The sequence below is a fragment of the Brevibacterium sp. HMSC07C04 genome (assembly GCF_001815905.1).
In the GTDB taxonomy this organism is placed as follows: Bacteria; Actinomycetota; Actinomycetes; order Actinomycetales; family Brevibacteriaceae; genus Brevibacterium.
The window spans coordinates 24,237-36,807 of record NZ_KV823277.1; the positions used below are offsets into that span (position 1 = coordinate 24,237).

Below are 12,571 nucleotides of genomic sequence, written 5' to 3' on the forward strand. Positions count from 1 at the left end.
GCAGATCCGTGGCTGACAGCTTTTCGCACCTGCACGTTCACACCGAATACTCGATGCTCGACGGAGCCGCCCGCCTCGGCGACCTCATGCAGGCCGTCAAAGCCAGCGGAATGGATTCGATTGCAATCACCGACCACGGGTACTTGTTCGGTGCCTTCGACTTCTACTCTCAGGCCGTGGCCAACGGAATCAAGCCGATCATCGGCTTGGAAGCATATGTGACACCGGGAACCTCCCGGCATGACAAAACCCGAGTGAAGTGGCGGGCCGACGAATCCCAGCGCGGTGACGACGTATCCGGCGGAGGCGCGTACACCCATATGACGATGTGGGCTCGCGACAACCGGGGAATGTCGAACCTGTTCAAAGCCGCCTCCCTGGCTTCTCTTGACTCCGTTTTCGGCAAATGGCCCCGCTTGGACCGGGAACTGCTTGCGCAGCATTCGGAAGGCATTGTCGCCACAACCGGCTGCCCGTCGGGCGAAGTGCAGACGCGCCTGCGCCTCGGCCAGTTCGACGAAGCCCTTGCAGCCGCCGGAGAGTTTCAGGAAATCTTCGGCAAAGAGAACTTCTTCTGCGAAATCATGGACCACGGGCTCAGCATTGAAAAGCGCGTGTCCAAAGACCTGTTGGAAATCGCCAAGCGCCTAGACCTGCCGCTTGTGGCAACCAACGACCTCCACTACACCCACGAATCGGACGCCAAAGCTCACGAAGCGCTCCTGGCCATCCAATCGGGATCGAAGCTCATCGAACCGACCTACGACCAGGGCGGTTCGCGCTTTGCCTTCTCCGGCACCGGCTATTACCTGAAGTCCGCCGCGGAAATGCGGGCCCTTTTCAAAGAAATGCCGGAAGCCTGCGACAATACTCTGCGCATTGCCGAAATGTGCGATGTGTCCTTTGACACGGATGCAAACTTCATGCCGAAGTTCCCCACCCCCGACGGCGAAGACGAAGAGTCCTGGCTGTACAAGGAAGTCGATAAGGGGCTGCACTACCGCTTCCCCGACGGGATACCCGACGATGTGCGCAAGCAGGCTGACTACGAACTGGACATCATCGCCAATATGGGCTTCCCGGGCTACTTCCTCGTGGTCGCCGACTTCATCAACTGGGCGAAGGACAACGGCATTCGCGTGGGCCCCGGCCGCGGTTCCGGCGCTGGGTCGATGGTCGCCTACGCCCTGCGCATCACCGACCTCAATCCGCTAGAGCACGGTCTGATCTTCGAGCGCTTCCTCAACCCCGACCGCGTTTCGATGCCCGACTTCGATGTCGACTTCGACGACCGTCGGCGCGGTGAGGTCATTGAATACGTGACCCGCAAATACGGCTCCGAATACGTTTCGATGATCGTGACGTTCGGAACCATCAAAACCAAACAGGCGCTGAAAGACTCCGCCCGGGTGCTCGGCAAGCCGTTCTCGCTGGGGGAGCGGCTGACAAAGGGACTGCCGCCGGCGGTCATGGCCAAGGACATTCCCCTGGCCGATATCGAAAACCCCAAGGCGGCTCGCTACGGGGAGGCCGGGGACTTCCGCACCTTCATCGAAAACGATCCGGAAGCACGCGAAGTCTTCGACACCGCGTTGGGCCTGGAAGGCCTGAAACGGCAGTGGGGAGTGCACGCCGCGGGTGTCATCATGTCCTCGGCGCCGATCATCAACGTCATCCCGATCATGCGCCGCATCCAAGACGGCCAGGTCATCACGCAGTTCGACTATCCGACGGCCGAAGGCCTCGGGCTGATCAAGATGGACTTCTTGGGGCTGCGGAACCTGACGATCATCTCCGACGCGATTGAGAACATCAAGGTCAACCGCGACTTCGACCTCGATCTGGAAACCCTCGAACTGGAAGACCAGGCGACCTATGAGCTGCTGGCCCGCGGTGACACGCTCGGGGTGTTTCAGCTCGACGGCGGGGGACTGCAGGGTCTTCTGAGGCTGATGAGGCCGGACAACTTCGAAGACATTTCGGCAACCCTGGCGCTCTACCGACCGGGCCCGATGGGCGCTGACTCGCACACAAACTACGCCAAGCGCAAAAACGGTCTGCAGCCGATCACACCCATCCATCCGGAGCTTGCCGAACCGCTGGCGGAGATTCTCGACACAACCTACGGCCTGATCATCTACCAGGAACAGGTCATGGCGATCGCGCAGAAGGTCGCAGGCTATTCCCTCGGCCAGGCCGATATTCTGCGCCGCGCAATGGGCAAGAAGAAAAAGGCTGAACTGGATGCCCAACAGGAGGGCTTCTTCGGGGGTATGAAGGAGCGCGGCTATTCAAAGGAAGCCGCTCAGGCGCTCTGGGACATTCTGCTGCCGTTCTCAGACTACGCGTTCAACAAGGCGCACTCCGCCGCCTACGGCCTGGTGTCCTACTGGACGGCCTACCTCAAAGCGCACTATCCGGCTGAGTACATGGCGGCCCTCCTGACCTCGGTTGCCGACAACAAGGACAAACTGGCCCTCTACCTCAACGAGTGTCGAAAGATGCACATCACCGTGCTGCCGCCGGACGTCAACGAATCGCAGCTGAACTTCACCCCGGTCGGCGATGATATTCGCTTCGGCATGGGTGCGGTGCGCAATGTGGGCGACAACGTTGTCGACGGGATTGTCAGCGCCCGCGCCGAAAAAGGCGATTTCGGGTCGTTCTCAGACTTTCTGGAGAAAGTGCCCTCACACGTGTGCAACAAGCGCACGGTGGAATCGCTCATCAAATCCGGTGCCTTTGATTCGCTGGGCGAAACTCGGCGCGCCCTGGTGGAAATCCACGAAGAGGCCGTCGACTCGGTCATCGGAGTCAAACGGCAGGAAGCTGTCGGCCAGTTCGATCTGTTTGCCGGTTTGGGCGAAGGCGAGGGGGCGGAGTTCTCAGTTCCCGTGCCCGATAGACCCGAATGGGACAAGAAGGAAAAGCTCGCCTTTGAACGCGAAATGATCGGCCTGTACGTGTCCGATCACCCGCTCAACGGGCTGGAGGGAGTGTTGGCAAGTGAAGCCGACACATCGATTGTTCAGCTGCTCGACCCTGAAAGCCACGTGCGCGATGGTTCGAGTGTGACAGTGTGCGGCATCATCACGCAGGTGCAGCGCAAAGTATCGAAGAACTCCGGCAAGCCCTATGCCATCGTCACGGTGGAGGACCTTGAGGCGAGCCTGGAAATCATGTTCTTCGGCGATGTCTACGAGCCGGTTGCCTCACTGCTGGCAATCGACCTGGTGGTGACGATCACCGGCCGAGTCCGTCAGTCGGATGACAGGCCGACGTCACTCATGGCTCAGTCGATGACGATTCCAGACGTCACCGATCCCGAAGACCGCCCGCTGGTGCTCAGCGTTGCCCACTCGATGCTGAGCGAACAGCTGGTCACCCAGCTAGGCGACATTCTGCGGTCAAACCGGGGAGCCACCGAGGTCCGGCTTGCCGTCAAACAGCCGGGACGGACAACCCTCATGCGTTTGGACAGTTCGTGCAGTGTGACCAGCGGCCCCAGCCTTTTCGGTGACCTCAAAGCCCTCTTGGGCCCGCGCTGTCTGCAGGGCTGACCGGCCCGCGCCGGGGCACGGCCTTGTCGGACGGGCGGGTGCAGCACAGTCTGCTCCGCTGGGCTCCGTAGACTAACGGTGTGACTGAACTTCTTCGCCGCATCGATCTGCGCAACACCGACATGGACCGCCGTACCCTCCGCACCGCGGTGCCGCGAGCACACGCGGGCTTTTCCCACGCCGCGGGTGCGGCCGCCGAGGTGCTTGCCGATGTGCGTGAGCGCGGGCGTGAAGCAGTTGTTGACCTCACCCATCGTTTTGACGGTGTGAAGCTGGAGAACGTACGTGTTCCCGAGGCCGAACTGAAGAAGGCCTACGACCAACTTCCGGCGGACGTCGAAGAGGCTCTGGGAGAAGCGCGCACGCGTCTGGCCCGCGTGTCAGAAGGACAGCTGCCGTCGGACAGCACCCAGACCTTTGCCCACGGCGGCACCGTCACCAGCAGGTGGCAGCCGGTTGAGCGGGTGGGCCTCTATGTTCCCGGCGGCCTGGCCGCCTATCCGTCAACAGTCCTGATGAACGCGGTGCCCGCTTTGACCGCGGGCGTGAAGTCGATGGCCATTGCCTCACCGCCCGGCCCGGACGGTCTGCCAAACCGCACGGTTATGGCGGCCGCTCATCTGCTTGGGGTTTCCGAAGTGTGGGCGATGGGCGGCGCACAGGCAATCGGTGCTTTCGCCTACGGATTCTCCGATGGCGAAGACCTCGAGCCGGTGGACCTCATCACGGGTCCGGGCAATGCTTTTGTGGCTGCCGCCAAGGCAGAAGTCCGGGATGTTGTGGGCATTGACGCTGTTGCCGGTCCCACCGAGATCATTGTGGTGGCGCTGAGCGGTTCGCGCCCCGAGTTTGCAGCCGCAGACCTGCTGAGTCAAGCTGAGCACGATCCTCTCGCCGCGTCTGTTCTGGTGACCGACAGCGAAGACATTGCCGATGCAGTTGATCTGGCCCTGGCTGAACAGACAGCGCAGACTCCGCACCGCGAGCGCGTTGAGCAGGCACTCAGAGGCGAACAGTCCGGCACCATTCTGGTTTCCTCACAGGACGATGCGATCGCCGTAGCGAATGCCTATGCGGGCGAGCACGTTGAAGTCCACGGAGACAACGCCGAAGAAGCAGCCCGCGGGATCGTCAACGGCGGTTCGGTGTTCATCGGCGACTATTCGCCCGTGGCACTGGGGGACTACTGTTCCGGTTCGAACCATGTGCTTCCCACCGTCGGTTCGGCTGCTTTTGCTTCCGCTTTGGGCACTATGTCGTTTATGAAGGGCAGTCAGGTGATCAGCTACTCGAAAGAAGCGCTGAAGGCCGTCGCCGGTCACATCAGTGCGTTCAGCGCAGTGGAAGACCTTCCCGCGCACGGCGCTGCCGTGCAGATTCGCATGGAGGACTGATGCACTGTCCTTTCTGTCGCAACGCAGATTCGCGCGTTGTGGATTCGCGCACTGCCGAAGACGGCGCGTCGATCCGCAGACGCAGGCAGTGCACCGCCTGCGGGCGCCGCTTCACCACGATGGAAGCCACCAGCCTGTCGGTCATCAAACGTTCGGGCGTGACCGAGGAGTTCTCTCGCTCCAAAGTGATCTCGGGCGTGCGCAAGGCCTGCCAAGGGCGTCCTGTTGAAGAAGACGATCTGGCCAAGCTCGCCCAGACCGTCGAAGAAGCCATTCGCGCTCGCGGTGTAGCCGAAATCGATGCGGACGAAGTGGGGCTGACCATTCTGGCTCCGCTGCGTGAGCTCGATCAGGTGGCATACCTGCGGTTTGCCAGTGTGTACCAGGGCTTTGAAAGCCTTGAAGACTTTGAAGACGCTATTGAATCGCTGCGTGCAGAACGCGACGAACGGACAGCGGACAAAGAACTCTGATGGCGATTTGCACACTGGGCAGCCACTGTGCTTAAAATAGAGGCACACACTTAAGTGTGGTCGCAACAGGCGGCATCGGAGGGGAAGCCGGTGCCGCCTGTTTCTATTCTCCTTGCATTCAGACAGCGCCTGACCAGCCTCTACAAAAGCAGGGCCGGTGCGCAGGCTGTGTGGGAAGTCGGCGTACCCAACAGCTTCAGGCCCATGTGCGTCCACCGTCTTTCAACGGCGGATTCAGACCAGCCCGCCAGGGCAGCGGTCATAGCCAGAAGGTCGAGGTATTCGCTGTAGAGGCGCGACGAGATCGCAGCCCCGGCACAGTTGAGGGCGCGCAGTATCCGGCCGTCGAGGATCATGGGCTTGTCGGCTGTTTCCAAAGACCATTCCGGTTGAGAGAAATAGGCGAGCTTGGTGAAAGTCGAAGGTCCGACGAACGGCACCGCACTGTGCCACAGCGCAAAGGATTCGGCGGCTGTGAGCCCGCGCCCGCGATCGATCAGATCGGCAAGAACTTCGCCGAAACCGCTTACTGCCGGTGCACGGCACGCCCGGTAGACGCTGCGTGCCTGTGTGCCGCTGCCGTAGGCGGCTGTCGCGGCGAAGAACTTCACAGCGTCTTCGGCTGTGCTGGCCCTGCGGCCGAGCGCAAACAGCTGACCGCGTGTAATGCGCGCTCTGCTGTTCCAGCCGTCGGAGTGCAGCACAGTGGGCAGAGGGCAGTCCTGCGGCCACCACCGGGCGAAGTGCTGAGGACAGAATTCAATGGCGTCGGTGGATTCGCTGCCGTGGGGAGAACCCAGTTCGCGGCAGAGTTCCACAGGTGATGGAAATGACATGATGGCCTCGTTTCTGCTGCTCGTGCCAACACTCTTGCAGAAGGCACTGACACAGCGAGACCACAGCGGTCTGCACCGGCTGGTTCTGCCCGCTGTTCCTACAGCCAGGCGGTGACGAGCGAATCCCGACTTTCAAATACTCCGAGGCGCGCTGTGGCACGCGTGAGTGCCACGTAGAGATCGCCGACGGCAGCCGAATCGCCCGCAGCTGCGAAATCCGCCGGTTCGACGAGGGCAACCGCATCGAATTCCAGGCCCTTCGCCTGGTGGGGCTGCAGCAGTGCGACGGGAAAGTCAATGCCGGACGTGCCGATGCCGAACTGGGAGCCGTCGGCGTCCAAAGTCCGTGCCGCTTCGCGCAGCTGGGCTGCCGTGCCGATGACCGCGGCCCGGCCCCCTCCGAGCTCACGCAGCTGCTCAGCCGCCCAAACAGCGGCAGTTGAGGGCACCTCGTCAGAAGACAGTCGAGCAACCGTGGGCGCAGCGTCACCATCGCGAACCGGTGTCGGCACTTCGAGGTTGGGGAAGTGCGTGCGCAGAAGCGCATTTGCCGGTTCCAGAATTGCCGCGGGAGTGCGATAGGACACTGTCAGTTCGGTCAGCGACAGGCGCGATCCCACGTGGGGAGCGAGAACACCCTCCCACGTGCGCGCCGTGTCCGTCAGACTGGCCTGGGCGAGGTCGCCGACGATCGTGGCAGATTTGCTCGGCACTCGCCTGAACAGCAGCCGCAGCTGCATGGGGCTGAGCTCTTGGGCTTCGTCGACTACCAGATGCCCGTACGTCCACTCACGGTCTTCGGCTGCCCGTTCCGCCAGGGGACGGTGATCGCCGCCGTCGGCAAAGCGCTGGGCAAGCAGTTCGGCTGACACGAAGTCCGAAGTGCCCATCATGTCGTTGACCGCCTGCGCGTATTCCGTTTCTGCACCTGCACGCGGGCGAGCGGCAGCTGAGCCCAGCAGCTCCTCGAGCTCGTCGAGCAGCGGAATGTCCTCCACCGTTATGGGCTCGTCTTTGCCGCGGCGCAGGCGAGCCATTTCCTCATACGACAGCAGTCCGTCGGCGGCGGCTACGAGCTTTGCCGGCTTCGTGTACAGATCGCTCAGCACGCGGCCGGCACTGACGGGCAGCCAACACAGGTTGATGGCCCGGCGCACATCCGCTGACATGCGCAGATCGGCCATGTGGTGGCCGCGCGGATCATCCATCCCCGACAGGGGTGAACTCTGCAGAAGCTGTTCGACGAGTTCGTCGAGGATCTGCTGGGCAAAGGCGTCGCGTGCTTCGTTGTGGGGCTTGCCCGAACGCTGGGCCCGCTTGATGGCCTGGCGCACGGACTTGCGCTTGAGGGTGACGCGCTGAAAGCCGACGGCGAGTTCTTGGTCTTCTGCCGGAACCCTCTCGTAGCCGCGGACAGCCCTTTTGATGACATCGACCATCCGCAGACTGCCCTTGACCGCGGCGGTCTTCGGGCCGTCATGCAGTTGGGCTTCAAAGCCCGGCAGCAGTTGGCCCGGGGTGAGAAGAACAGCGCCGGTTTCGCCGAGGCTCGGCAGCACCTTTTCAATGTATTTGAGGAACACGGGTGTGGGGCCGACGATGAGCACGCCGGAACCGGCGATCTTGGTGCGCTGCCGGTACAGAAGGTAGGCGGCCCGGTGCAGGGCGACAGCGGTCTTGCCGGTGCCGGGGCCGCCTTGGACGACCACCGTTTCGTCCGCCGGGCGGCGAATGATCTGGTCCTGCTCAGCCTGAATTGTGGCCACGATGTCGCCCATGCGCCCCGTGCGGTGGCTTTCGAGCGCGGCCATGAGTGCCCCCTCGCCGTGCAGGTCATCGCGTTCGGCGGCTGTCAGTCCGTCGATGTCGAGGACGTCGTCCTCCAGTCCGATGACGGCGCGCCCGCGGGTGGCGATGTGCCTCCTGCGGATGACACCTGCGGGGTTGGCCGCGGTAGCCCGGTAGAACGGTTCGGAGGCCGGTGCTCGCCAGTCCATGAGCAGCTGGCTCTGGTCGGAGTCGGAAATGCCGATCCGCCCGATGTAGGTGGTCTTGTTCTCAGCCATGTCGAGCCGCCCGAAGCACAGGCCGGTTTCGGCTTCGCGCAGCCGCAGCAGCTGGTCTTCGTACATGGTGGCGAAGGCATCGCGTTCGGAGCGGTTCTGGTGGTTGCCGCCGACCTTGGATGCGCGAACGGTGCTGAGTTTGCTGCGCGCTTCTTCGCGCAGGCTGTCCAGGCGATCGTAGACGCGAGAGACATATGTCTGCTCCCGCTGGATTTCGCTGTCTTCCTGCACCCTTCTCCCTCCGATCGGCATTCAATTATGCCGTGGCTTCGCCCGCGTACGCGCACTGGGGGTAGTGGGTTTCAGCGGCCGGTGAAAGCTGTCAGCTGTGTTCCCTCCAAGACGCGGGCAATTGCCGGCCCTCCGCGCAGTGCGCGGGCCACAGTGCCGGGTTCGGGCGGGGTGTGTGCGGCTATTGCGACGGCGTTGCCGTAGCGGCGACCGCGCATATTGCCCGGATCGATTGCCATGCCGACATAGGCAAATGATTGCTGCAGCAGCCGCAGTTCGTCTTTGAGCCGCTCATGAGGTGGAGCTGCCGCAATGTTGACCAGGAAGGTCCCGCTGGGCGCCAGAACGTGTGCGCACTGGTCGAAGAAATCCCGTGTCGCCAACGGCGGGGGAGTTATGCTCCCGGCAAAGGCGTCGCGGACGAGCACGTCGAGGCTGCTGGGGCGGAACGACCGGATTTCGAGTGCGCCGTCACCTGCGCGAAGAGCCAGCCGCGGCTTCTTCGGCAGATCAAACCACTCGCGGACGTATTTCAGCAGGGTCGCGTCGATGTCGATGGCGGTCTGCCTCGATCCGGGGCAGTGGGCATCAATCCAGCGGGGAAGACTGCACCCGCCGGCGCCGATGTGGACCGCCCGGAGGGGTGTTCCGCGGCCGTCGGCGTCATCGTGGCGCACGCGGATGATTCTGGACATCCAATCGAGGTATTCGAAATCCAATCGCAGGGGGTCAGAGAGCGCGATGCAGGACGAAGGCACCCCGTTGATCCACAGGACAAAGGAATCGGGTTCGCCGGCGACGGGCTCGAGGACAGCCGTGCCCGTATCGATGTGAACTTCGCGCTCGCGCTCAGCGGTTCGTCGTTGTCTGCCCATGCTGCCAGTCTAGGAAGGACCTCACTCGGGTTCTCCGGCTTGTGCACAACCAGGCTGCTTTCCACAGTCCACGAGAGCGTGTTGGCAGCTCGGACGTTCCGGGAAAACACTTCTCGCATGAAGAAGATCACCATCAGAACACCAGAAGACATTGTTGAAACCGCGGTTGACACGCTGGGCTACAGGCCGGAGAACTCACTGGTCCTGCTGGGCATTATGGACCCCGGTGCCGGTGAAGGCCCCGGCTTGGGCGTACTCCGCATCGACTACAGCACAGCAGTCGCCATGGGCTTCGCCGATGGGGCTGCCGGCGATGTGCTGGACCTCGTTCGAGGTCTCGGTGACGTGAAAACCGTGCTCCCGGCCGTTTTCTGCTCCGACCTCCACGACATTCTGGGCTTCGCCGGGCCTATAGAAGCACAGTCGTGGAAGGTGCACCGGGATGGCATCTACGCGGTGTGCGATCAGCTTGCTGACTCCGGCTTCGACGTGGGGCGTCCCGTCTGGGCTGCTGCCGATCTCTGCGGGGATTTCGCCTCGCCACGGAACGCGCACCGGTGCAGGGGAGAAAAGACTCGGCCGGCGGGCTTGGCAGAAGCGGCAGCGCTGCCCACGCCGGATTCTGAAATCGTACGGGTGAAAGAACTCCTCGGAACGCCGGCCGCAGCCTTCGCGGCTCTGGCCGATTCCCTGGCACAAGCCGAACACCTGCACATGGGTGGTGCCCCGCCAAACGTGTGTGCGGGTGCGCTGTCGCCGCAAGCACTCAATGCCGCCGATGTCATGCTCGCCAATCCGCGGCGGCGCGATCTGCTTATGCTCCTCATGGCGTTTCAAAACCCCGGTCTGCAGCCTGCCGAACTGCCAGAAGAATGTGATGAGCACACGGAGAGAATGCTGCTTGAAGAGTTTGTCCGGCCTGAGTACATGAACGAGTGTGTAGGCTACAGCGAAGCTCTTCCCGATATGAGTCGGCTTGAGCTGGGGTGTGAACTCATGAAGACAATTGCGGCTTATGCCTCGAGCGGAGCGCTGCCGGATGCACTCGCAGTTCTTGCCTGGTTGGAATGGGTGAGGGGGCGCCTGTCGTTCTCGGACTACTACGCTTCGGCGGCTCTTCACCTGGATCCGGAACACTCCCTGGCTCGACTTCAGGCAGCGGCGGCCGAACAGGCAGTGCTTCCCGGATGGCTGCGATAAGAGGCACGTGGTGGGGCCGATTGGGTCTGAGCGGAATACCGTGAGAAGATAAAGCGTTGACCCGGCAGGTCTCACTAACCGGTCGCCGCCTGTGCAAGAAGCGGCAAGCCGAATGTGAAGACTTGACTTGGGTCTTACTAGTGCCATGAAGACTCAGGGCACCGCAGACGCAGTGAAAGGTGAACCGTGCCGACCGCATCCAAGGACTCCACGAAGACCAGCGCAGACGACTCGGCTGCAAAGAAGACGACGGCGAAGAAGCCCGCGTCCAAGACCACCGCTGAAAAGAGCACCGCAACGACAGCGAAGTCGAAGGCGACGGGAACAAAGGCTGCCGCCGCGAAGTCCACCGCTGCGAAGAAGACAGCCGCAAAGTCGAGCACTGCCAAGAAGTCTGCGACTGCTGCGAAGAAGACAACCGCCGCCAAGTCCACCGCGGCCGCCAAAACGAGTGCTGCGAAGAAGACGACGACTGCTAAGTCCACGACCGCTGCGAAGAAGACGACGTCCGCGAAGTCCACCGCTGCGAAGTCTACGACGACGAAGAAGACAACCGCGGCCAAGTCGAGCACCGCCAAGAAGTCTGCAACTGCGGCCAAATCCACCACGACGAAGAAGGCCACGGCAGCCAAATCCGCCGCGGCTAAGAAATCCGCGGCAGCGGAAGCTGTAGAAGGCGAAGAAGCTCCTAAGAAGACAACCGCGAAGAAGACAGCCGCCAAGAAGCCGGCTGCAGCGGCTGCGGCAGAAAAGCCGACCCGCAAGAAGAAGGACGACGACCTCGTAGAAGACGTCGAAAGCCCGGAGAATCCCGAGAGCCCGGAGGAACCGGAAGAAGCCGACGACGCCGAATCGACGGAAACCCGCAACGCCGAAGAAGAGAAGAAAGACGAAGAAGTCAAAGAAGCAGGCGGCTTCGTCGTGTCGGATGCTGATGACGACGACCAGCCCACAGTGCAGGTCGTCAGCGCGGGCGCAACAGCCGACCCGGTCAAGGACTACCTCAAACAGATCGGCCGTGTGGCACTGCTCAACGCAGCGGAGGAAGTCGATCTGGCCAAGCGCATTGAAGCAGGCATGTACGCCGAGCACCTGCTCAACAGCGGAGAAGTCAAAGAAGCTCGCGACCAGCGCGACTACAAGTGGATCATCCACGACGGCCGCATTGCGAAGAACCACCTGCTCGAAGCCAACCTCCGCCTGGTTGTTTCGCTGGCCAAACGCTACACCGGCCGCGGCATGCTCTTCCTCGACCTCATTCAGGAAGGCAACCTCGGTCTGATCCGCGCGGTTGAGAAGTTCGACTACACGAAGGGCTTCAAGTTCTCGACCTACGCCACGTGGTGGATCCGCCAGGCGATCACCCGTGCCATGGCCGACCAGGCGCGCACCATCCGCATCCCTGTGCACATGGTCGAAGTCATCAACAAGCTCGCCCGCGTGCAGCGTCAGATGCTGCAGGACCTGGGCCGCGAACCGACCCCGGAAGAGCTCGCCAAGGAACTCGACATGACGCCCGAACGCGTCGTCGAAGTGCAGAAGTACGGCCGCGAACCCATTTCACTGCACACCCCGCTGGGCGAAGACGGCGATTCTGAGTTCGGTGACCTCATTGAAGATTCCGAAGCTGTTGTGCCGGCGGACTCTGTGAGCTTCACCCTGCTGCAGGAACAGCTCCATTCGGTTCTCGACACCCTGTCAGAACGCGAAGCCGGTGTTGTCTCCATGCGATTCGGGCTCAACGACGGCCAGCCGAAGACGCTTGACGAAATCGGCAAGGTCTACGGCGTGACCCGCGAGCGCATCCGCCAGATCGAATCGAAGACCATGGCCAAACTGCGCCATCCCTCGCGCTCTCAGGTGCTGCGCGACTACCTTGACTGATCTGCAGCCCTGCCGCTGAAACATGAGGCTCGGCCCCGTCAGACGGGGCCGA

Annotated in this window: 8 protein-coding genes; 5 read left to right on the forward strand and 3 right to left on the reverse strand. The window is 62.3% G+C overall.

All coding sequences use genetic code 11. The annotated features are described in order from the left end of the window. Window positions 1-53: 53 nt before the first annotated feature. From dnaE to nrdR, 3 genes are all read left to right on the forward strand, one after another. On the forward strand, window positions 54-3,560 hold the full coding sequence (gene dnaE / locus HMPREF3162_RS08735; RefSeq protein WP_070777623.1) for a DNA polymerase III subunit alpha: 3,507 nt from the start codon (window positions 54-56) through the stop codon (window positions 3,558-3,560). Between the two features lie 80 nt (window positions 3,561-3,640). Beyond that, window positions 3,641-4,954, forward strand: a complete 1,314-nt coding sequence (gene hisD / locus HMPREF3162_RS08740) for a histidinol dehydrogenase (RefSeq protein WP_141759575.1) — start codon at window positions 3,641-3,643, stop codon at window positions 4,952-4,954. Next, on the forward strand, window positions 4,954-5,427 hold the full coding sequence (gene nrdR, locus HMPREF3162_RS08745) for a transcriptional regulator NrdR (RefSeq protein WP_070777618.1): 474 nt from the start codon (window positions 4,954-4,956) through the stop codon (window positions 5,425-5,427). Before hisD ends, nrdR begins: the two co-directional genes overlap by 1 nt. A 140-nt stretch (window positions 5,428-5,567) precedes the next feature. Here nrdR and HMPREF3162_RS08750 read toward each other — a convergent pair whose 3' ends face one another. The 3 genes from HMPREF3162_RS08750 to HMPREF3162_RS11810 form a co-directional block, all read right to left on the reverse strand. Continuing rightward, window positions 5,568-6,263: an 8-oxoguanine DNA glycosylase OGG fold protein gene (locus HMPREF3162_RS08750; RefSeq protein ID WP_141759576.1), complete on the reverse strand. Its 696-nt coding sequence runs from the start codon at window positions 6,261-6,263 to the stop codon at window positions 5,568-5,570. Window positions 6,264-6,361: 98 nt separating this feature from the next. Further along, a complete protein-coding gene (locus tag HMPREF3162_RS08755) occupies window positions 6,362-8,560 on the reverse strand; it encodes a HelD family protein (protein WP_083318965.1) in 2,199 nt (732 codons plus the stop codon). A gap of 71 nt (window positions 8,561-8,631) precedes the next feature. Then, window positions 8,632-9,435 (reverse strand): spermidine synthase, encoded by an 804-nt coding sequence (locus HMPREF3162_RS11810; RefSeq protein WP_070572338.1) that lies wholly within the window; start codon window positions 9,433-9,435, stop codon window positions 8,632-8,634. Window positions 9,436-9,552: 117 nt separating this feature from the next. Between HMPREF3162_RS11810 and HMPREF3162_RS11815 the strand changes: the two genes are divergently transcribed. Together HMPREF3162_RS11815 and HMPREF3162_RS08770 are read left to right on the forward strand one after the other, a co-directional pair. Then, on the forward strand, window positions 9,553-10,635 hold the full coding sequence (locus HMPREF3162_RS11815; protein WP_070777621.1) for a DUF4192 family protein: 1,083 nt from the start codon (window positions 9,553-9,555) through the stop codon (window positions 10,633-10,635). 186 nt (window positions 10,636-10,821) lie between these two features. Beyond that, entirely contained in the window at window positions 10,822-12,519 is a 1,698-nt protein-coding gene (locus tag HMPREF3162_RS08770) for an RNA polymerase sigma factor (protein ID WP_070777622.1), read from the forward strand. Window positions 12,520-12,571: the final 52 nt, after the last annotated feature.

Excerpts from the sequence above, each read along its gene's own strand:
- dnaE (WP_070777623.1), top strand. The coding sequence starts at position 54 with ATGCTCGACGGAGCCGCCCGCCTCGGCGACCTCATGCAGGCCGTCAAA.
- nrdR (WP_070777618.1), top strand. The coding sequence starts at position 4,954 with ATGCACTGTCCTTTCTGTCGCAACGCAGATTCGCGCGTTGTGGATTCG.
- HMPREF3162_RS08750 (WP_141759576.1), bottom strand. The coding sequence starts at position 6,263 with ATGTCATTTCCATCACCTGTGGAACTCTGCCGCGAACTGGGTTCTCCC.
- HMPREF3162_RS11810 (WP_070572338.1), bottom strand. The coding sequence starts at position 9,435 with ATGGGCAGACAACGACGAACCGCTGAGCGCGAGCGCGAAGTTCACATC.
- HMPREF3162_RS11815 (WP_070777621.1), top strand. The coding sequence starts at position 9,553 with ATGAAGAAGATCACCATCAGAACACCAGAAGACATTGTTGAAACCGCG.